General features: G+C 37.3%; 18 protein-coding genes and 1 pseudogene. 16 read left to right on the top strand and 3 right to left on the bottom strand.

Going from position 1 to position 21,688, the window contains the following annotated elements; genetic code table 11:
• Positions 1–45: 45 nt before the first annotated feature.
• The 5 genes and pseudogenes from istB (at position 46) to THEWI_RS14290 (ending at position 7,147) form a co-directional block, all read left to right on the top strand.
• Positions 46–737 (top strand): annotated as a pseudogene (gene istB / locus THEWI_RS15680) (IS21-like element helper ATPase IstB).
• Positions 727–3,204: an AAA domain-containing protein gene (locus tag THEWI_RS10735; protein ID WP_052877869.1), complete on the top strand. Its 2,478-nt coding sequence runs from the start codon at positions 727–729 to the stop codon at positions 3,202–3,204. The pseudogene istB and the gene THEWI_RS10735 overlap by 11 nt, the downstream one beginning before the upstream one ends.
• Positions 3,205–3,438: 234 nt before the next feature.
• On the top strand, positions 3,439–5,358 hold the full coding sequence (locus tag THEWI_RS10730; protein ID WP_014063440.1) for a hypothetical protein: 1,920 nt from the start codon (positions 3,439–3,441) through the stop codon (positions 5,356–5,358).
• 24 nt (positions 5,359–5,382) lie between these two features.
• Positions 5,383–6,489, top strand: coding sequence for a hypothetical protein (locus tag THEWI_RS10725; RefSeq protein ID WP_014063439.1), 1,107 nt, complete (start codon positions 5,383–5,385; stop codon positions 6,487–6,489).
• Positions 6,490–6,994: 505 nt separating this feature from the next.
• The gene (locus THEWI_RS14290; RefSeq protein ID WP_014063438.1) at positions 6,995–7,147 is read left to right on the top strand and encodes a hypothetical protein; all 153 of its coding nucleotides are present in this window, start codon (positions 6,995–6,997) and stop codon (positions 7,145–7,147) included.
• A gap of 142 nt (positions 7,148–7,289) precedes the next feature.
• On the opposite strand, the gene THEWI_RS10720 is transcribed toward THEWI_RS14290, so the two are convergent.
• Positions 7,290–7,541: a hypothetical protein gene (locus THEWI_RS10720; RefSeq protein ID WP_156786940.1), complete on the bottom strand. Its 252-nt coding sequence runs from the start codon at positions 7,539–7,541 to the stop codon at positions 7,290–7,292.
• A 243-nt stretch (positions 7,542–7,784) separates the two neighbouring features.
• On the opposite strand from THEWI_RS10720, the gene THEWI_RS10715 reads away from it, so the two are divergent.
• The 4 genes from THEWI_RS10715 (at position 7,785) to THEWI_RS14380 (ending at position 11,295) form a co-directional block, all read left to right on the top strand.
• Positions 7,785–8,012: a hypothetical protein gene (locus THEWI_RS10715; protein ID WP_244262226.1), complete on the top strand. Its 228-nt coding sequence runs from the start codon at positions 7,785–7,787 to the stop codon at positions 8,010–8,012.
• 297 nt (positions 8,013–8,309) lie between these two features.
• Positions 8,310–10,064, top strand: coding sequence for a toprim domain-containing protein (locus THEWI_RS10710; RefSeq protein ID WP_244262225.1), 1,755 nt, complete (start codon positions 8,310–8,312; stop codon positions 10,062–10,064).
• A 457-nt stretch (positions 10,065–10,521) separates the two neighbouring features.
• Positions 10,522–10,824 carry a hypothetical protein gene (locus THEWI_RS10705; protein WP_014063435.1) on the top strand — a complete coding sequence of 101 codons (303 nt, stop codon included), beginning with the start codon at positions 10,522–10,524 and terminating at the stop codon, positions 10,822–10,824.
• A gap of 297 nt (positions 10,825–11,121) precedes the next feature.
• On the top strand, positions 11,122–11,295 hold the full coding sequence (locus THEWI_RS14380) for a hypothetical protein (protein WP_014063434.1): 174 nt from the start codon (positions 11,122–11,124) through the stop codon (positions 11,293–11,295).
• A 153-nt stretch (positions 11,296–11,448) separates the two neighbouring features.
• On the opposite strand, the gene THEWI_RS10700 is transcribed toward THEWI_RS14380, so the two are convergent.
• Both THEWI_RS10700 and THEWI_RS10695 read right to left on the bottom strand, forming a co-directional pair.
• Positions 11,449–12,324 (bottom strand): tyrosine-type recombinase/integrase, encoded by an 876-nt coding sequence (locus THEWI_RS10700; RefSeq protein WP_014063433.1) that lies wholly within the window; start codon positions 12,322–12,324, stop codon positions 11,449–11,451.
• Between the two features lie 160 nt (positions 12,325–12,484).
• Entirely contained in the window at positions 12,485–13,033 is a 549-nt protein-coding gene (locus THEWI_RS10695) for a helix-turn-helix domain-containing protein (protein ID WP_014063432.1), read from the bottom strand.
• A gap of 145 nt (positions 13,034–13,178) precedes the next feature.
• On the opposite strand from THEWI_RS10695, the gene THEWI_RS10690 reads away from it, so the two are divergent.
• From THEWI_RS10690 to THEWI_RS10660, 7 genes are all read left to right on the top strand, one after another.
• On the top strand, positions 13,179–13,394 hold the full coding sequence (locus THEWI_RS10690) for a helix-turn-helix transcriptional regulator (protein WP_014063431.1): 216 nt from the start codon (positions 13,179–13,181) through the stop codon (positions 13,392–13,394).
• 44 nt (positions 13,395–13,438) lie between these two features.
• The gene (locus THEWI_RS10685) at positions 13,439–14,359 is read left to right on the top strand and encodes a hypothetical protein (protein ID WP_014063430.1); all 921 of its coding nucleotides are present in this window, start codon (positions 13,439–13,441) and stop codon (positions 14,357–14,359) included.
• A gap of 93 nt (positions 14,360–14,452) precedes the next feature.
• Entirely contained in the window at positions 14,453–14,974 is a 522-nt protein-coding gene (locus THEWI_RS10680) for a hypothetical protein (protein WP_014063429.1), read from the top strand.
• Positions 14,975–15,060: 86 nt separating this feature from the next.
• Positions 15,061–15,921 (top strand): heteromeric transposase endonuclease subunit TnsA, encoded by an 861-nt coding sequence (locus THEWI_RS10675; RefSeq protein WP_014063428.1) that lies wholly within the window; start codon positions 15,061–15,063, stop codon positions 15,919–15,921.
• Entirely contained in the window at positions 15,908–18,070 is a 2,163-nt protein-coding gene (locus THEWI_RS10670; protein ID WP_014063427.1) for a Mu transposase C-terminal domain-containing protein, read from the top strand. Before THEWI_RS10675 ends, THEWI_RS10670 begins: the two co-directional genes overlap by 14 nt.
• On the top strand, positions 18,063–19,724 hold the full coding sequence (locus THEWI_RS10665; protein WP_041589246.1) for an ATP-binding protein: 1,662 nt from the start codon (positions 18,063–18,065) through the stop codon (positions 19,722–19,724). The genes THEWI_RS10670 and THEWI_RS10665 overlap by 8 nt, the downstream gene beginning before the upstream one ends.
• A gap of 5 nt (positions 19,725–19,729) precedes the next feature.
• On the top strand, positions 19,730–21,607 hold the full coding sequence (locus THEWI_RS10660) for a TnsD family Tn7-like transposition protein (protein ID WP_041589245.1): 1,878 nt from the start codon (positions 19,730–19,732) through the stop codon (positions 21,605–21,607).
• The last annotated feature ends 81 nt before the right edge of the window (positions 21,608–21,688 follow it).

Raw genomic sequence — 21,688 nt, 5'->3', positions numbered from 1 at the left:
AATTTAGAAGAGCTTGGATTAAATAACATAAAAAATAATATAGATATGTACTTAAACCTGATTAAATCAGGAGAAAAAAGTGTTATAGATGCTCTATATGAACTAAGCAATTTAGAAATAAAATCAAAACAAGAAAAAGCAATACTTGCATGTGTTAAAGTAGCAAACTTCCCTTTTTTAAAAGAACTTGATGATTTTGATTTTGAATTTCAACCAAGCATAAACAAACAAGAAATTCTTGATTTAAAAAGCTTAAGATTTGTAGAAAATAACGAAAATATATTGTTTGTAGGAACCCCCGGGGTAGGCAAGACACATCTTGCCACCGCCATAGGGATAGAATGTGCTAAGCACAGATATTCTACATATTTCATTCATTTTCAAGAATTAATGTCTCAATTAAAAAGGCATTAGCAGAAAACCGTTTAGAGATCCGATTAAAACATTTTTCAAAGTATAAAGTGTTAATAATAGACGAAGTAGGGTATTTACCAATAGACACAGATGCTTCAAATATATTTTTTCAGCTAATATCTAAAAGGTATGAAAAGCATAGTACTATTATTACAACTAATATGCCCTTTTCTAATTGGGCAGAAGTATTTGGATCAGCAACATTAGCCAATGCAATATTGGATAGATTACTTCATCATTCGCATGTTATATCAATAAAAGGGCCTTCATATAGATTAAAGTCAAAAGTTGAATATTTTAACAGTTCTTCGAATGCATCTTAGTACATTTTTTGTACAAAATTATATTCCACTTTTTGTACAAAAATATATTGACTTTTACACTCAGGAAAGCCGAGATAGGATTAAGCAAATAAAAAATCTTGATATGGAGTTAATAGAGCATGAGATTGTTTTTTCTGAAGATATTGATCCTACAGTTGCAAAGGAAAGCTTAAAGGTTTTAAAAGAGAAACTAAAAGGTGTTAAGCAAATAAGTTGGTTTTTTAGAAACATTACGGGTCGTAAATATACGTATTTAATGGATAAGAGTAAAGTATCTTTAGACGGGCATGAAATAAGAAATGAAAATGAGGTTGATATAATTATCAAATATATAGAGAAAAATGAAATTAAAAACAAGTTAATATTGAAATGGAATAACATAATGAAGGACATTGGAGGGCCACAATTATCTGATTCAATACCAAGATTTTCTTTCTATGTAGAGGAACTTATAGATAAAATAGAAAAAGGGTTACAATGGAATGATAAAGTTGTAAAACCTTTGCAAGAATTTTTGAATGGCTTAGGCATTCCAGAAACACCTGCTTGGACTAATATAAAATGGTTTGAAAAACTTTATAATGGTATAGAAGTACTTGAATTAAAGATAAAATTGAATGATGCCAATGCATTTTTTGAGAGATTAAAAACTCTATTAATTCGCGGGAAGGAATCAAATAATGCTCATCCAAGCTGGATAAATCTTTTAAATGCATGTGAAGCAAAAGATACAGAGTTATGGAATAAAGAATACTGGGAAGTTGTTCGACTTGAAGGCTTAGAAGAGGATTATAATGTTTATTTAAGCTTAAAAGACAGACTTGAAGAAGTAGCACCTAAATGGGTAAGAATGATAATTGAACAAGGTGGGCAAGGGGAACCTTTAATTCCACCTGATGATTGGAAATTAGCATGGCAATGGAGACAATGTGATACTTACCTGAAAGAGTTAGAAGAGACAACTAATATAGAAAAATTTGAGGAATTGTTGAAGGAAGAAGAAAAAAAGGAATCACGTATCTTAAGAGAACTTGTTGCGAAATCTACATGGCTTGCGCAAATTGAAAGAACTACATATGAGCAAAAGAAAAGTCTGCATGCATTTGTGCAAGCAGTTAGGAAAATTGGTAAAGGAACAGGTAAGTATGCTAATATGTACCGAAAAGAAGCGAGGGAAGAAATGCAGATTTGCAAAGGAGCGATCCCAGTTTGGATAATGCCTATACAAAAAATAATCGAGAACATAAAGCTTACAGATGATTTATTTGATGTAATAATAGTAGACGAAAGCAGTCAGAGTAACTTATTTGCTTTATGTGCATTATTACGAGCAAAAAAAGCAGTGATAGTTGGAGATGATAATCAGATAAGCCCAGAAAGTATTGGTATAAATGTTGGAGAAGTGCATCAACTTATTCAACGTTATTTGGCTGGAATAGTGCCCCATGCCAGCAGATTTGAACTTACTACAAGCTTGTATGATATAGCGAATCAAATTTTTGAAAGCAAAATTGTATTAAAAGAACATTTCAGGAGTGTTCCTGAAATAATACAATTTAGTAATGATTTTATGTATGAAGGAAAAATAATACCCTTAAGATTACCAATGTCTCATGAAATATTTGAACCGCCTGTATCAGCAATATTTGTAGAGGAAGGATTTGTGGAAGAACATACTACTAAAGTAATAAATAGGCCTGAAGCGGAAGCAATAGTAAGACATATTGTAAAACTTTGTTCTGATCCAAAATATAATGGAAAGACAATGGGGGTTATTTCCCTTCAGGGAGATGATCAAGCAGAACTTATTGAGGAACTTTTAAGAGAAGCAATTGGAGAAAAAGAGATGGTTGAAAGAAAGCTGATATGTGGGGATGCATATTTCTTCCAAGGTGATGAAAGAGATATAATTTTCCTTTCAATGGTTATTGCACCGAATGTTAGGTTTAGGGCATTAACCAAGCGTTCTGATTATCAAAGGTTTAATGTTGCGGCAAGCAGGGCAAGAGACCAAATGTTTTTGTTTCATTCAGTGCAATTAAAGGATATAAATAATCCAGAATGTGCGAGATATCGCTTATTACAGTATTGCCAAAATCCACATAGAGTGCAACAAAAAATTGATGAAGTTAAACATTTATTTGAATCAAAGTTTGAGGAAGATGTTTATAGAATTATTTGTGCACGTGGGTATAGAGTAATACCCCAAGTAAAAGTCGCGAATTTGGGCAAGCGAATTGATTTAGTGGTTGAAGGAATTCGCAATAGATTAGCGATTGAATGTGATGGAGATAAGTGGCATGGTATTGATAAATGGGAGGAGGATATAGAACGCCAACGTATTTTGGAAAGGGTTGGTTGGACTTTTTGGCGTGTGCGAGGAAGTGTATTTTATAGGGATCCTGAAAAGGCTATGGCGTCTTTATGGAAGAAGTTAGACGAAATGGGAATTAAACCAGTGGAATAAATGATCAATTGTTATTGTAGCAAAAAATAAAAAATTTGCTTACTTAATCTGTATTAATATTATGCAACTATCGCTTATGATAGTTGCTTTTTTATTTTTCTTCTCTTCTGTTAAACCAATCTATTTTTATTAAAAAAATTGACAATAAAAAAGGGGGTAAAATTTGAGTTTAAGCCTCTTTATGTTCTAAAATGATAACAGAATTCCACATAAGGAAGGGGATTCATAAAGGATATGGGAAAAATTCAGCCTTTTCAACATCGGCTTTACAAATACAATGAAATTTGTTATCCTAAAGATTCTTTTGAAGCCGTTAAATTAGCCATGGCTGTGATGGGTAAGATAAAAGCATATGGAGGAACTGTTAGCCGTGAACATTACGGCCAGTTAAGGACAGTGGCAAAGATTCTCCTTTTCCCCTTAATTGATTCCAACAAACCAGTGGTTATTCCAATGGAGACTGGACTCGGCAAGTCAACAATGATAGAAGAGTTTTTAAGGCTAAAACTTGACGATGATTCTAATAATTTTGGCGCAATAGTCGTTAAAGAAAGGATTGAGGATATTTTAGACCTCGAAGAAAATCTGAAAGGAAAAGCCAAAGCTGTCTACAGCTTTTATCCCGACCACTGCCTGCAGGGGTACAAGGAATATCAGCGCATAGCATGCAGAAACTGCGACGCCGATTGCAGGATGAAAAAAGCCGTCAGTGAGCAGAAAAATTATCCTGTACTCTTGATGAGCAGTGAGAGATTTCGATTGGAAATGCTGTATGGACGGCATCTCAAGGATTTTTTGACATTCTATGGTAAGGATGGGATTGAGCACAAGCGAGACATCCTTATCATTGACGAAAAACCACCGCTGGCAATTAATAGACCTGTAAATAGAAGGGATATAAGGAAAGTATACGAAGTTATACGCTATATACAACCAGGATCAGAACTGTATGAGGAAGCTCAGTGTCTTATGAGCCACCTCAGAGAGCTCAATACCATATTAAATGACCTTGATTTTACAAGCCCGTTTCTGTCAGCCTTAGAACCAGGTTTTAAGCTGTCTGATAAGTTCAAGAGTTTTTTTGAAGAAGCATACACAGAAAACGATGTCGAAATACTCGAGTGCATTGCAAGTCTTATCAGAAAAGGCGGCATTCTGCGCGCCGAAGAAGCCAAGATTGGCTTGGAAGCCCAGGCTATTACTACGGATTACATTGAATTTGCCAAATTAGACGGATTAAAGACGGTTATCTTTGATGCCACCGCAAAATATGACGCCGAGTACAAAGAAAGGCAGTTTGCAATATTGGATTTGCCTCAGATTCGAAACTACGATAATCTTACCATTTACAACTGCCCTGTAAATTTGAGCCGCACAAACATTTTCAGCAGAAAAAGCAGTGCGAGGTTTGATTTCAAGAAGCTGTTTCAGGATTTGGAGGGAATTAAGGATAAAGAAGTGTTTATTTTAACCTATCAAAAACTCGTTAATACCATCAAAAAAGAATTGATGGATACCATGTTTTACAAAAACAACCGTGTTTACATTGACCACTTTAACAACGTTAAGGGTAAGAACATTTATGCCAACTGTACGGTCATGCTAAATATTGGCATTAACCATAAAGGTGATGAATACTATCTTGCCAAAGCCGTATCAGTTAGCAACGAACAGGATTTCGACGATTTAGGCAGTGCGGATGATAAAGCAGTAGTACTTGCTGAAAAAGTGAAACGGGTCATCGAAAGTGACCTTTTCACAGAGATGATCCAGAACTTTTGCAGGACCGCGCTGAGGAAATCTACAAATGAACAGGTTCAGATTTACAGCTTTATTGGAGAATCTGTACTGCTTGGACTTCTAACAACATATTTTCCCAATGCCAAAATTGAAACATGGTATCCCGAGGAGTTCTATAAGCATTATTTAACGCACAGTAGCAAACGCAACAAAAAAATTCTGCAACTGGGTGAGTTTCTGAAAACACAGTTTTCTCAAAAAAGCATTATTACAAAAAAAGAGGTTCGCGAGGCGCTGGGATATACAGACCAGGATACCCTTGCGAACCACTTGAAAGTTCAGTATATAAAGAATTTAATGAAAAAAATGAATATTGAAGAGAAATATCATTCTCTTCAAAAAAAACGAGCTTAACTAAATATAAAAGAGGTGGTCTCAATGATACTTTATATAGAAAAAAACTGCATTGAAAGCTACGCCCAAGTGGGTTGTGACGTTATTCGCATAATTCCCTTGGCACTTCAAAATTTAGAAAAGGCAGCATCGAGGAAAAAATACACAATAAAGCACACCGAACTAAACGATAATTATGTTGTTAGAATAAATATGCCAGATATCCGCTTCAATTTCGAGCGCTTTTCGGATGGGAAAACCGATGCTTCCGACATTGTCAACTTTGCGCTGAAGCTTTATTTGCCAATTTACAAAAGAGAACAAAAGAAAGAAAAAATAAAAAAGGCATTTGATGAAGCTTACATGTCAAGGCTTTTTCAGGAACTTGACTTGGAAATAGCGGAAACTGAAATTGATAACGAAAGAGAAAGAATTTATTATTACACTATCTGTCCAGCATGCGGTATGGAACGCTTCTACCTCAGCCTTGATTTGGCTAACAAAAATATATTCGTAGGATGCATTAATTTTAGGTGCAGCTTTTATAACAGAAACCGCGTAGATATCATATCCTTTTTAATTAAACAGTATAATAAAACTTTTGCCGAAGCAATAGAATTTTTAGCTGAAATTTGTGAACAAAAAACTGAAGTGAAAAATAGCAAATTTGTAAGTACACCTTTTTATACCAAAATGACTCTTGAAGATTTTAAAGGTTTTGGTTTTGATAAAGAGATTGTTTCAAAATGTTTTATCGTGCCCAAAGGAGAAGGTGAAAATCCCATAGTTTACATGAACAAAGGGGAAAGAGACGATGTTTACGTAATTGTATATGATGTATTGTGTGCAATGCGAATTAGGAAAAACAACGAGGATGTTAACATTATAGCAGTTTATTCTAACTCGATTAGCGAGGAACAGTTGAAAACTATATGCAATTGTGTTCCAAAACAAAGCAAAATTATTCTTGGTTTTGGCAATAATGTTTGGTATGAAGATCTCAACCGCGAAGTGAAAAAACTCAGTGAAGAAGGCTATCAACAAGTTGAAGCTGCAGATATTCCGTTGCGGTTTAACAATTTTGCGGACATGATGTTTGATGATCCTGAAATCGAAAGAAAAGAAGTAAATCGAGCATTAAAACTCGTTTAAAAGGGGAATAGATCCCCTTTATTTTTTTACCACAAAAATGAGATAAGAAACTGATCATAAAAGAAAGCAAAAGCGAGCTTCAACATTACTTTTAGCTGTAGCAAGAGCTTAAGCTTTTAGCTTTAGCGTTTAGCCTAAGCCATTAGCTTAAGCAATAAGAAATTATGAAAACCAATCTCCTATAAATGCTTATAAGATTTTATAAACAAACTTAGGAGATTGGTTACTTTAATCTATTTGCTTTAGCTTACAACAAAATGGAGTGTAAGAAAATTTTCTACAACGGGGGAATCTCAGGGGATTTGAACAAAAGCCAAATTTTCAAAAAACATAATTTTCAAAGGGATAAGCTATAGCGGAAAAAACTTCCCAGGGAATTCCCCCGTTTTTGAATATTTTGCTTTGCACTTTTTGAACCAATGCAATTTTGGAGCTGAGCTTAGCGTTAAATTAGCTATTTGATGTTGCTTTATTTCTATGGCAAAGATAGAGCGAGGAGATGCTGATGCTGGACGAAAATATAACAAACCATTTTGATGATGTTGAAAGTGGTGTGAAAAACTTAATGTCAAAGGAAGAGTTTGTAAAACTTATGCAACAAGATCTTTACAGACAAGGTGTATGGTCGAGGGGAAAAAGCACGTTTTTAAAAACGTAATTACACCCACCTTCACGGCGACGAACGGTTGTGGTTTTACGTCAAAGGATTTAGAAGGCAAGCTTTCGTTTTTAAAAGGCAATAGACTAAAAAGCCTTAATGCGAAAAATCCAAGAGAAACATAGTATAGGGCTCAAAAGTGCTATGTAGAAAGCAAAAGAGCCCCGATTTTTTCGGGGCTTTCGTTTTTATATTGTGAATGCTTCAGCAAGCCGTGCAGAAATTGTAATAAGTGGTGAGCAAATGGGAAGAAAAAGATTTTGCGCCAAACTGTTTTCTTGCCATACCAGTGCGGAACCTGCAGCACTACTTCTGCTTTCCAAAAACTGTGCGTAATTACGTATATCCAGAACGCCCCTCTCTTCGAGGATACGAATTTTTCGAAAACTACCATTCCTACCAGCTCCTTTCACAGTCTTACTCATCATTGTTGGCTACATCATATCATATTTTTTGCAACTTGACAATATTTGCAAAAAATATTGAATAAAAACTTGACTCAAGCATGAATATTTTTCTATTATGTTTGTAGAGAATTAAAAGCGAGGTGGTTTGTATGAGAAAACAAAAGCAGTTTTGGACGGTAGTTTCGGAGCGAACTTTTCAGAGATTGCGCGAACTCTCGGAGGAAACTGGTATGACGATAACAAAAGTTGTGCTTTGGATACTGTTTGAACAATTTGACTACAGCACGGAAATCAGAAATGATTACACTTTTACCACGGCAAAAGGGCACAAAATAGTTGCAAAAGTGACGGATGAAGAGTTGGAGAGACTGCAAGACCTTGCTCAGAAACATTCGATGTCTGTATCACGTTTGGTGAGAAACATTTTGTATACTCATTTTTTTAAAAAGTCGGAGTAAAATTTGATTTTCTCTTAAGGTATTTCTTACAATATTTGCGTAGAAAAAAATGCCGTTTATACTTGGCGTAAAGTCTTTGCACGGTGTTGAGGAGCTTGTAGAAACTTTTAAAAGTTACGAAAAGAATAAAAACTGCCCGCTTAACGGCGGGCTGACATACTTAAACAAAAAAAGCGGGAATTCTTCCCGTTACAGAAAATTTTTTTGTTGCGTTTCATGTTTCTCAGTTACTCCCTCGTACATACTACTCAAAAAAAGGAGAATAAGAAACCTAATCAAAGGAGAGTGATGTGCTTAATGAAAATTATACAAAATTTATACAAAGAATACAACGAGATTTTATCACGCTATAATGAAATAGTTGAAACAAAAAAGACTTTTCAAGACATTATCGAAGAAGCTATTCAAAACGCTTTACAAAACGCAGACTGGAAGCAACTACGACACTTTAATTATAAACAGTCAGTAAATCAAAAAGATGGCTATTTATGGAATCCGATTTTTTACAAAGCCGATTACGAAACGTATAAGCAACTAAAAAACTTTTTATCAAATGACATAAAAATGGATGATATTGTGAATTTTGCTCTGCTGTTTTCAAAAAAATTTCTACTTGCAAAAATAAAAAAAGAAATTTTAGACGCAAAATGGAACACTGAAAGAATTGCAAAGATTTTTGAAAAGCAACGGTATGAAATTATAGATATTAGTGATTATGTTGTGAAGCTTGATATTTGTCCAATTTGTGAACACGAAAATTTTGCAATTTTTATGAATGAAGATGCCCTGCCGCATGGAAACTGTTTTCGCTGTGGTTTTACGGGGGATATTTGGGGGCTTTTGAAAGAAAGTGCCGATCTTTTTGTTGACAATATCGAAACTGTATGGGAAATATTAGAGGAGAATTCGCAAGAAAGAGATATAGAAACTCAAAAAATAATAGGTAAGACAAATGGAGTAAGAGGTTTTGTAAACGAGAAGAATGTTGAAAAAATCTTAAGCGAAACCAAGGGAAAATGTATGTATATGGAGAAGTTAGGATTTAATGCACAAGAGATGGAAGAGTGTGATATTTATTACAGAGACGGGAGCGAATCGGCTGATTGCAACGAATCGAACGACTTCCGTTATCGTGTCATTTATGCTATCAAAGACATAAATGGGAAAGTGGTTGGCTTGCAGGGACGGAGCATTTTTGACGATGAACAAGAACGAGAACATAAAGTTTTGAGCGATAATTTTTGGAAAAAACAGTATTGGGAAAACTTGGAAATTACAAAGGAACAAAAAAACAATAAAAAGAAAAAGCTGACATCGAGAATTATTAATACTGTTGGTTTTAAACGCGATGAAAACCTCTATCTCCTTTACAAGTATGTAAAAAATCCGAATGAATATAAAAAAGTCGTGCTCGTCGAGGGGCCAAAGGATGCAGCACGAGTTTATTGCTACCGTCTTGATGGCGTTGCGGTTGTGGCGACACTCGGAAATTCTATATCTGAACGGCAGATAGAACTCTTAATGGAAGTTTTTGGGAAAGATATAGAGGTGATTTTAGCATACGATAGTACGGATGACGGAATAAAAGCAAATATTGCAACTTATGAAAAGATGAAAAAGTTTGGTTTTTCGAGAGTGAAAATTTTAGTATATCCAAAAAAGAACACACATGACAGGTATAAGGATTTCGGCGAGATGGTTGCTCCACGGGATTCGGCTTTTTACCAGATTGTAACAAGAAAAATACAACATGCGATTGATGAGGCGGTGGACATAGAGACATACCGCAAAAAGTTTGGACTTATTTCAGACGCACTAGAAACGCAAAAAACACAAGAAAAGAGTTTCCGAGATGAAGTAAACGCATATTTTTTGTCTTGTGTTACGGGAAAAATGCAAAAAGAGAAAGAAATGGAAGCAGAAAAGAAAAAAGAAAGCATACAAGCAGATAAAAGCATAATAGAAAAAGAAAAACTTGTGCATGAGATTATGGAAGATTTTTATATCACGGAGACGGAAGCGAGAAACCTTGTTTATCGTGAGGCTGTTTAGTAGTCTCTTTTTTGAATTGCAAATGTGTAAAGTTACTGGATTTTTTCATAACTCTATTTTTTGCATTGCCGAAATTCATATGCTTGCATTTTAAAAAATGTGGTTTGAAGTGATATAAAGAAAAGTTTCTTGACTTTTTAAAAGAACATTGTTTATGATGGCGATGTTACGAGTAAAAGTTTTTCAAGAAAAAACTGGTTTAAAAATCATTTTGACTAAAAACTCCTGAAATTCCTGCTGCGGTTCCCACAGCACTAAAAGTGCTGTTTTATATATATTCCCATTCTCTCCCTTCTTTTCCTGTCTCCTTCTTTTTTGACAAAGCAGGTGTATTTATTGGCCGCTACTGATTTATGGTAGCGGCGTACATATTGCTTGTAGGGATTAAGGGAAAAGGATTTAATTAAGGTTACATACAATAATTAATTGCACAAGAAGATGAAGGAGGGAATATCTTTTGCGGGACATTTACAGTGCTTTGGAAAACTATAAAAATGACAGAGTAGACGAAATTGTAAACCGTATTGCTGCAACTTCTTCGGAATATAAGCAACTAACATGTTCTGTGAAAATAGCATATGAAAAAATATTTTCAAGTTCCATTGATGATAGCAAGTCGAGGCTTGAAAAATACGAAGACTTAGTCGGGCAAAGGGAGGCTTTGGCTTTTCGTTTTTTATACCAACAGGGGTTTAAAGATGGGTTGAAAATAGGATTTTTGCTTAATAATGCAATTTTTAAAGACGAGATAAAAACGTGACCAAGTTTTTTAAATACATGTTTAGGGGATTGTTTGAATAGGACAGTCCCCTTTTTTATTTTCAAAAACGAAAACGATCCAAAGTTTGTTTAAATACCATCTTACTTTCTTACCCATCATATTTTGAGCCTGACCAAAAGGAAACACTTTTGCCTGTAAAAGATTTCAGCTATACACTCGACTTTAGCTATACTTTGACATATTATGTAATGCAGAAATTTGAATGGAATTATTTTTTGCTTTTTTGTCATGTGCGCTATAATAGATCCATCATATTAAAAGGAGAGGTGAAACCATATGGCAAATGCTAAAGATAAAGAAAGGTATAACGCAGGGGAAGTGCTGCAGGAAATTATTTATCTCGCACATTACGGACATGACATAGCAGAGTTTGGAAGAAGTGTAGCAAGCGTTCTTTATGAAAAAGGATGTATAGATGAGGCAATCTATGAGATACTGGTGGGAAAATAAAAATTTTTGACATAAGAAAGGTGTATTTTCTATAATTTTCTTGATTGATATGGTTATGTTTTGGCTTTTTTTATAATATCTCCTTCTTCTTCATGATAAAACCGCAGGTTTTAAATTGACCTGCGGTTATTTTGTGTTTCCATTGTGTTTACATTAGGTTAATTTTTCCACTGCAGCAGTCTTATCGGCTCGGCTAACTCGAACATAGAAGTCCATGGTGGTTTGAATACTTGAATGGCCTGCCAGCTTTGAGATGATAGGTATGGGAACATTTTCGGACATCAAACGGGTGCAGAAAGTATGCCGCAAGACATGAGCGGAAATTTCTTCGATGCCTGCCATACGACAGTATTTTTTAATAATTTTATCAACCGATTCTCTTCTCAGCGGGCCACGCTGGCCGATGAAAATTCTGCCACTTAAATGTGACCTTGTGACGAGGTATTCTTCCAACGCCTTTTTGACTTGGGAATTTAAAGGTATTTCTCGATATTTATTGCCTTTCCCATTACGGATAACAATATATGAATAGTTTTCTTTGCCATTTCGTGCAGTTAAATGGATGTCTTCTGTGGTTAAAGAAACGAGTTCGGAAACTCTTACACCTGTTCCTATCAAAAGCTCGATCAATGCTATATCTCGCTTATTTCCGCTTGCATATACTGCACGCTTAAGCCTGTTAAGTTCATTGCGGCTAATGGTTCTAATTTCTCTGTCATGAATGTCGGCCACAGAAATACCACAAATGTCTGCTTCTATCCCTGTGCCAGTTTGGATAAGAAACTGGTTGAAGTTTTTTAAAGCGGCCATCTTTCTGTTAATGGAGGATGGCTTTAACTTTGCTATGTTTAGTAAGTAGTTACGGTATTCACGAACGTCTTGCTCAAGAATTCTACCGTCGAATTCCTTCGCATATGTATCGGAAAACCACTTCAAGAATTCTTTTATGTCTGTGCAATAACTTATAATTGTATTTTGACTTTTCCCTGTTTGTTTTAATTCCTCTTCAAACTTTTCTAACCAATCCACAACAGTTACCTCCCATACCATAAATCGGATTGGCTACATAATTTGGCTTCATAAGATATCGTTATGTAGCGAGTTTTACGATTTTAAAAACGAATTTTTCTGATGTTTGCGTTTTTAAAAATGAAAATAAATGAAAAAATCTCGCTACATAATATTTTTATTACTTTTTTCCGCCTAATACATCCTTGTATGCTTCTTCTAAAATGTCGTTCAGGTCTTCAATAATTTGAGATAAAATTTTTCGATGTTCGGCTAAGGCTTGTTTTGTAATACATTTGTCTTTCTCTTTCAGTTCCGCAAGGGTATTGAAATAAAGAACTACATCGCTGATAGTTTTTAGCAGCAATTGCAGTTCTGATTCTGTTACTTTATGTTCATTATATTTTCCGATAGAAGTAGAAAGATTTTCCACTAAAAAATACATTTGAGATGGGTCGCCTATCTTTGACCACTCGAATTCTTTCAAAAATTCACTTTGTATATTAGCTTTTTCTACAAACTGTGGTTCCCGTATGTTGGTACGCCCAAGAAGGAAGTCAAGTGAAACCTGAAAATAATCAGCAATTTTAATAAGACTTTCTATAGAAGGTTCAGCACGGTTCTTCTCATATTTGGTCCATGCTGCATCAGAAACTCCAATGATTTCCCCAATTTCTTTCATTGTAAGTCCTTTCTCTTTGCGAAGCATTTTAAGTCTTTCGCCGATCAATTGCTGTCAACTCCTTTCGTAAAGAGTATATCATAAAAATTAGCGAAAAAAAAGTTAGTAAAAAAGAGAGCAGTAAAATTTGCACACTAACAAATTAGATGTTATAATAAAAATGTCTTAAAAGTTAGTAAAGGGGGTGGTATGTATGAGTAATGTCTATTATGATACAGCAAAAATTAAGCTGGAGCGTGCCAGACAGGGTAAAAGTATAGCCCAGCTGGCAGAAGAAGCGAATTTGAGTCCTAAAACATTAATAAGAATAGAACATAGCAAGGTAATCCCAAGGCCGCAGACAGTTGGGAAAATTGCTGCGGCCTTAGGTAAGGATATAGAAGAGTTTATTATAAACACAAAATTATAACCTCAAATGACTGTTTAAAAATAAATTGAAAGGGGTTGGTATATGTGACGACAGAATTAAACAAAAAAGCAAGAATTAGATATCTTCTCAATGAAGAAGGAAGAAAAAAAAGCCTTTTGAGCGGAGGCAATGGTAAAGAATTGCAAGAAATTTACTGCAATGCTACTCCAGAAATTATTGAACTTGCAAGAGTGGACAAATACGGAAATATTTATTTAAACATTGGAGCAGAGATTAGCGTTGAAGAAGACAACAGGGATTCTTTTTTTAATGAAGGATATAAAAAATATTATCTTGCTGAAGTTGTAGTTGACTATAAGCTTGAGGAAAGATGCCCATCGTATTGGAAAATTGAAGAAGTAAGAGATTTTAAAAAGTTTAGTGAACCTCAAACAGTAGAACAATTGATTGAATGGGAAAAGAACAGAGTGAAAAATATCACGGAGAAAAAAGCAGCGTTAGAAGAACAAAAAAAGGTATTGGAAAAAGAATATGAAGAAAAAGAAAGGATAAAAAATGAACAGAGGCAAAGAGAGGCCGAAGAATTAGAAAAGAAGAAAAGAGAAGAGGAAGAAAAAATAAGGCAAGAAAAAGAGCAAATCATAAAAGAAAGAAAAACTTGGATTGAACAATATGGAAGCGAAAAATTGAAATTAGCTTTAGAATTAGGATATGAGTGCGAAAAGGATTATGTGTACGAAAGGGCAAGAAAGGAATTCCCTGATTTTACTTTAGACTATTTCGACAACGGCTGTTGGGAAAAAACAGATAATCCAAGCCTTGAAGCATTAAAAGAGGTTAAAGAACTGATTGATAAAGGATACAATGCTTATGTCGCAGAAATTGAAACATTTCCTTATGATGAGGATAACGATTCAGAAGATGATAACGATGATATAGAGGGCGAAGTAATTGTTATAAGCGATTATTTAGGTAAATATGATTTAGTTAAATTAGTGCAGTAATTTACGACAATTGCTAATAATGATGCCTTGTAATGCTGACACTTAAGTTTGAATTTTAATTAGAGCAAAAAAGTAAAAGAAAGGATGATTTGTATGAAAAATCTTACCGAAGCCGAAAAAAATATAAAAATTGAAATCAGTCCGATGGTTTACGAAGCCGTACGCAATTATCCTTCAGGCAATATTTATCTTTTGGAGGATTACGAAGAAATTGGAGAAACAATTACTGAGGAAGATAAGGCTTGTTACCTTGAAAATAAGATTAGAGATATGATTCTTGACCTTACGAGATTATTTAATTTCACCAGAAAAAGACTGCAAGGATATTTTACGGAAGAAGAAGTTTATATATTACTTCAAGTGTTTTGGAATACCCTGTATCATGTAAGCAATAAAATTGAGCCAAGAGAAGTAATTGTTAAGTCAATTGAAGATGTTTTAAAATATGAATCTTTTGATTTTGACGAAGAAGATTTTGATATTGCTAAGACTTTGATAGAAAAAATTCAGAAGCTAACTCCTTTTGAAGCGTATGTGACGATATTATTAACTTGCTCATTGAAAAAGAATGATTTAACAGATGATGATATAAGAAAAACTTTTATGACTGCATAAAATTTTAGCTCCTCTGCTGGGGAACCTTCATTGAATTGTTTTGAAGGTTCCTCAGCAATTATTATAGCATTTCCTTATAAAAGGAGATGAGGAATATTGGGAAATACAATACTGACTGGTCGGAAGAAAAATATAAAAGGTTTCTAAAAGAAGGACGCGGACGGGGAGAAGGGAAAGACTATAAGCCCTGGTTAACTGTTCAAGATTTTCCGTCAAAGGGCCGCTGCCATAGAATTTTCGGATGGAAAACAGGACGGATTCACCATCTTTTCACTGACAGCGAGGCCAGATTTTTCTACCTGCTTGAATGGGAAGATTCAGTAATTGACATCAGAGAACATTTTCCCCTCTTGGATTATGGAGACTGGGTACAGGATAGAGAAGACTTGCGGTTTGATTTGTTTACCGACAAAAAATCGGGAACCACCTATGTTATTTCAACTTCGTTTTTGATCACGGTAAAGGATCATGATGGTAATGTAAGGTATGTAGCGAGGAGTCTTAAGGCGGCAAGTGAGCTGGAGAAGAGAATAAGCCTTGAACGGCTTGAAATAGAAAGGCGCTATTGGCAGGCAAGGGGTATCGATTGGGGAATCGTAACGAATAAAGATATTCCTGTTGTCAAAGCAAAAAACATTGAATGGATACATTCAGCGCGCTATGCTTATATGGATGCAGGGTTAACTGAAAGTGAATTGGTTGAGCTGGGGGACGCTTTTTTATTAAGGCTCTCCCAAAGCTCCGAATCAATTCGTAAAACGGCGTTGGAATTTGATAAAGATTATGGGCTTGATCCAGGAACAGGGATGTTCCTGTTCAGGCACCTTCTTGCGGTCAAAAGGATCAAGGTAAATATGGACGAGCCTATTGACCTTAATCGCCCCGCTTATAGTGTCGATATAACCGATGCCGCCAGAAAAGGGGGGAAGGCTTATGCTGGCGGTTAATATGCTTATCAAATGGGAAAATGGTGGAGAAACAAGTATTGAGAGAATCTTATGGCTGGATCGTCAATCCGATCTGGCTTTCGTAATTGATGTAGAAGCAAATGAATTTCCTTTTGCAGTAACGATTAGCGAAATTGAGGAAGGGATAAATGAAGGGTTTGCAACTGTATTGCATAACGATCCTTTTTTACGGGTCGTAGAGGAGGACAAACTTTCTGAAAAAGAACGGCATATGCGAGACAAGGCGTGGGAGCTGATTGGCGGAATCGTCACCCTTGAACCTCACATCTATTATCGAAAAGAACGGAGCAAATACATCAGAGCCATTGCTGAAAAAAGCGGTGTATCCGTAAAGACGATCGGAAACTACCTCAAAAAATACTGGAGAAACGGGAAGACAAAAAATGCTCTGCTGCCGTCATTTTATTTGTGCGGCGGCAGAGGAAAAGAGAAAAGGATAGGCAGTGCCAAAAGGGGCAGGCCGAGGCAGCACGCTGATATTGTAGGCGAAGGCATAAATGTAGATGAAGATGTCAAAAAGATATTCCGCAATGCCATTAACAAGTTTTACTACTCTTCTGCCAAGCATTCCCTGCGGCTAACTTATGAACTGATGCGTAAAGAATACTTTTCTGAAGGATTTAAAATTGAAAGCGGCGTTAAGGTTCCAATCTTAAAGCCTGCATCGGAAATCCCTACCTTTTGGCAGTTCCGCTACTGGTTTGAGAAAGAGCGCAATATAAAGAAAGAAATATCCACCCGTTTCAGTCCAAAGAAATATGAGCATGAGTACAGGCCAGTCTTAGGAAGTTCTACTGTAGAGGCTATGGGACCAGGCTCCATCTTTCAGGTAGATGCTACGCTGGCGGATGTGTATCTCGTGTCAAGGTACAACCGCAACTGGATTATCGGGCGGCCAGTAATTTACGCTATTATCGATGTTTTCAGCAGGATGGTTGTGGGAATTTATGTTGGATTGGAAGGGCCTTCATGGAATGGAGCTATGATGGCAATTGCAAATGCGGCAAGTGATAAAGTTGCTTTCTGCAAAGAATACGGAATTGAAATAACCGAAGAGGACTGGCCAGTTCATCATATTCCCGAGGCCATCCTTGCAGACCGTGGGGAGCTGGAGGGCAAAAATGCCGAAAACCTTGTAAATGGACTCCATGTGAAAATAATGAACACCCCGCCTTACCGCTGCGATTGGAAAGGAATTATCGAGCAGTATTTCAGAACCGTAAATTTGCAGTACAAGTCTGTTGTCCCTGGTACCGTCGATCCCGAGGGGCGGGAGCGGGGAGACAGGGACTACAGGCTTGATGCCAAACTTGACATTTACCAATTTACGCAAATTATTATCAAGTGCGTACTCTACCATAACAACCAGCACTATTTGAAAAATTATAACCAAGAAGAAATGATGATTGCCGACGATGTTGAGTGTATCCCGCGGGAAATCTGGAACTGGGGGATAGAAAACCGTGCAGGAAAACTGCGGAGTGTGCCCGAGGATATTGTAAAGCTCCACCTTATGCCCAGCGATACGGCAACTGTTACGCCGAGAGGCATAAGGTTTAAGAACCTGTACTACGGCTCGCCACTCATGCTGGAGGAGAGATGGACTGAAAAAGCCAGAATGAACGGGACCTGGAAGGTGGAGGCATGTTTCGACCCGCGGAACATGAACTATATTTACATAAAAGATGCGGACGGTATCAATTTCGAAAAATGCTACCTTCTTGATCATCAAGTTAGATACAAAGATAAGACTTTTGATGAAATACAGAATTTATTGGCTTTAGAAAAGCTCAAACAGAAAAAGGCAGCCGACAGTGAGGCCCAGGCAAAAGCGGAACTGATTACCGAAATCCAGCATATAGTGCAAGAGGCACAGAAAGCTACAGCTGTGACAAAGGATGACGGAGAAAGTGATACGAAAAAGAAAAGGAGCATCAGGGCAAACCGTCAGGCGGAAAAGCTTGCCAATCGAGAGAAGGAAGCTTTTGAACTGAAAAAAGAGACTTCGAAAGGACTGGCTCCTGTTGTCACGCTTGGGAACAGTCAAGAAACTGTAGGGGAAGAGGAAGGACAGTTGGAATTATTGAAGAGAAAGCAGAAGGAGGCACTACAGAAAAGTGATGGATAAACTGAAAATACCAAACGGTACGGTGGCTGTCCCTGCAGAATATAAAGAGCAGGTAATTCCAGAATACCGAGGGAATCCCTTCATCGAAGCCCTTCCTCCGATTTTATGCGCTGAAGAGGCGGCTGAAAGGCTTGCTTATTACCCGCCATATCATCCCGAGGAGAGGAAACTTGAAAGCCATTACCGCATTCACATGGTTCAGCGGCTTTTTCAAATATTTCAGCCACTTCCCGTTCATCTTGACATGGAAAGCAGGATCTCAAGGGTATTGAGGCAGGGTTACCTTGCCCGCAACCCTTTAAAGCCTCAATTTGTGCAGAGTTTGAAAAAATCGGATGAGATAAATAAAGGAATTAATGGAGTTTTGGAAACCAATGAATTGTTTCGGACCACTGCTTCAGGTTTCAGCATCGTCGGCGTAAGCGGTATGGGCAAAAGCACGGCGGTAAACCAGATCCTGCGCATGTATCCCCAGGTGATCATACATTCGCGCTATAAAGAAACCAAATTCAGCGTGTATCAATTGGTTTGGCTCAAGCTTGACTGCCCGTTCGACGGCTCTATAAAAGGTCTGTGTATTGAATTTTTTAACAAAGTGGACAACTTGTTGGGGACAGACTACTATAAAAAATTTGGAAATGGGCGCTACAGCGTCGACAATATGGTAACTGCTATCTGCAAGATCGCCCAGAACCTCGGCCTTGGCCTGCTTGTAATCGATGAAATCCAGCACCTAAATGAAGCAAAAAGCGGAGGGGATCAGCGGATGCTAAACTTCTTTGTCAGCTTGGTCAATACCATTGGTTTACCTATAGTTTTGATCGGCACGCCAAAAGCTTTGAATGTGTTGCAATCGCAGTTCAGACAGGCGCGTCGGGGCAGCGGACAGGGTGATATGATCTGGGAAAGACTAAAAAAAGACGATACATGGCAGCTTCTTATAGATGCACTTTGGGGCTATCAGTGGACCAAAAAGGAAACCCAGCTTACCGATGAAATCAATGAAGTGCTCTATGAAGAAAGCCAGGGTATTACCGATATTGTCGTTAAGCTCTATGCTATGTCACAAATTAGAGCTATTGTTTCGGGAAAAGAAGAAATCACTCCTAACCTTATAAGGCAGGTTGCCAAAGAAAATTTGCAGCTGGTACAGCCCATGCTGCAGGCTTTGAAAAAAGGAGGCTTGAGGGAGATTGCAAAATATGATGATATCTGCACCGTAAATGTTGACTTTGCAGGTTTCCTTGACAGGAGCAGACAAACGGTAGAAGCGGAAATGCGGCTGAAAGCGCTGCAAAAGCAAAGACAGGAAGAAGAGAAAAAAGCGTCGCTTTCTATTAAGGAACAGGCGATTACAAAACTGCTGGAGCTTAATATCGAAGCAAAGAAAGCCCAAAAAGCTGTAGAACAGGTAATGGAAGCAGAAGGGGAGAAGATTGATGTTTCGGAGCTGGCGGTAAAGGCGATCCAGCTTCTTTCTTCACCTGGAGAAAAAATGAATCGTAAACCCAGACGCACTATCAAAAAGATGAACGAAAACGACATCCGTTTTATCGTCGAGGAAGGCAGAAAGAAGCAGATGACGGCTTATGAGGCGTTAAAGGAGAAGGAGCTCATAAAAGGTATAGACAATGTTATATTCCAAGTGGGGTGATCTGGATGATGCCGTTCTTTCCTACACCTTACCCCGATGAGCTGTTATACAGCGTCCTGGCGCGGTACCACCTGCGGAGCGGAAATATCAGCTTTAAAGCCACCATGGAAGATGTTTTCGGTACTAAAAATGCTACGGCTGTAGTGGAACTTCCATCGAACATTAATGCTTTAATAAGCAACATGCCACTTAACACTGAATATACTGCGGACTATCTTATAGACAACCACACCCTTTTCCCGTTTTACACAGCATTCCTGCCACCAAAAAGGGCTCAATGGGTTAGGAATAACATGATGAAAAGAAATGGAAAAGGGATTTACGGCAAGACGGGTATCATGGCAAGCAGCGTGGTATCAAACCATTATTTCAGGTTCTGCCCATTGTGTAATGAAGAAGATAAGGAACGGTACGGAGAGCTGTACTGGCACCGTATCCACCAGATCCCTGGGGTACTTGTGTGCCCTAAACATCAGGTAATGCTTTGCGACAGCAAAGTGCCGATTAAGGGCTACAATAAGCATCAATATGTTGCTGCCAGCGAGGAAAATTGTATCAAGTCAGATAAGGTAGTTGTACACTCGGATAAAACTATGTCACATTTAAACAATCTGGCAAAAGATGTTGAATTTTTGCTTAACAACCAGTTTGAACGGCGCCCCACGGAATGGTTTCATGAGCAGTATCGAGCGAAGTTAATGGAGCAAGGCTTTGCTACTATAAATGGGAATGTAATGCAGAAAAAACTGACCAAGGAATTTGTACAGTTTTACGGTGAGGAATTTTTGACACTTGTGCAATCGAGTATTGAAATCGGCAGTGATAACAATTGGCTGGCAGATATGGTCAGAGGGAGAAACAGGGCAAGCCATCCTATAAGGCATTTGCTTTTGGCAAGGTTTTTGGGCATAACCATTCCCGATTTGTTTTACAGGCAGTTAACCTATAAGCCGTTTGGAGACGGACCCTGGCCGTGCCTTAACCCTGCGGCGGAACATTACCTTAAACCTGTGGTAAAACAACTCAAAATATCTTACAGCAACGATACAAAAAGGCCTGTTGGAACATTTTCCTGTGACTGCGGATTTGTATATGTTAGGACAGGGCCTGATGTTACTGAAGAATCTCGGTATAAGGTTGGGAAGATTAAGCAATTTGGGCATGTGTGGGAGGCAAAGCTTAAGGAACTTGTCGAAAAGGGATTGAGCTTGAGACAAACAGCAAAGCTGATGGGAGCAGATCCGAAGACGGTAAAGAAATATGCAGCCAAGCTGGGACTTGAGACTTACTGGGAGAAAAGAAGTAAGCGGGAACTTATTCAAGATAAAGGGAACAGCATTACGAATGCTGATAAGAAGGATTATTACCGAGGAGAATGGCTTAAGTTAATGAATCAGTATCCTGACAAAAGCAAAACGGAACTTCGTCAGTTAAACAAGGCAGTTTACGCTTGGCTGTATAGAAATGACAAAGAATGGCTTAAGTTTAATTCTCCAGAGCCGATATATAGATATAGAAACACGCGCGTTGATTGGGACAAAAGGGACAAGGAAATATTGGCCAAGGTAAAAGTGGTAGTCGAGGAAATGCTGAACTCTACAGAAAAGCCTGAAAGGATTACTATAAGCCTTATTGGGAGCAAATTGGGTATAAGAGCGTTACTTGAAAAACACTTGGATAAGTTGCCCCTTACGAACCAGTACCTTGATTCGGTCCAGGAAAGCAGGAAGGATTTTCAGTTAAGAAGGATAAAGTGGGCAGTTAAGGAATTGAAAAAGGAAGGGCAAGAACTAAAAATGTGGAAAGTGTTAAGAAAGGCGGGGATAAGGAAGGAATTTTGTCAAGATATGGAGAACTATATACTAAAAATGATTAAAGAATAGAATTTTAATGAGAGATAACATGGCTGCTTAAGGGACATTTTGTTTTTACAGTAATAGTAAAATATGTAATAAATGGGTAAA

The sequence above is a fragment of the Thermoanaerobacter wiegelii Rt8.B1 genome (assembly GCF_000147695.2).
Lineage (GTDB): Bacteria > Bacillota > Thermoanaerobacteria > Thermoanaerobacterales > Thermoanaerobacteraceae > Thermoanaerobacter > Thermoanaerobacter ethanolicus.
Note: the sequence above shows the minus strand (reverse complement) of the source record. Positions and strands in the feature narration are given on the sequence as shown.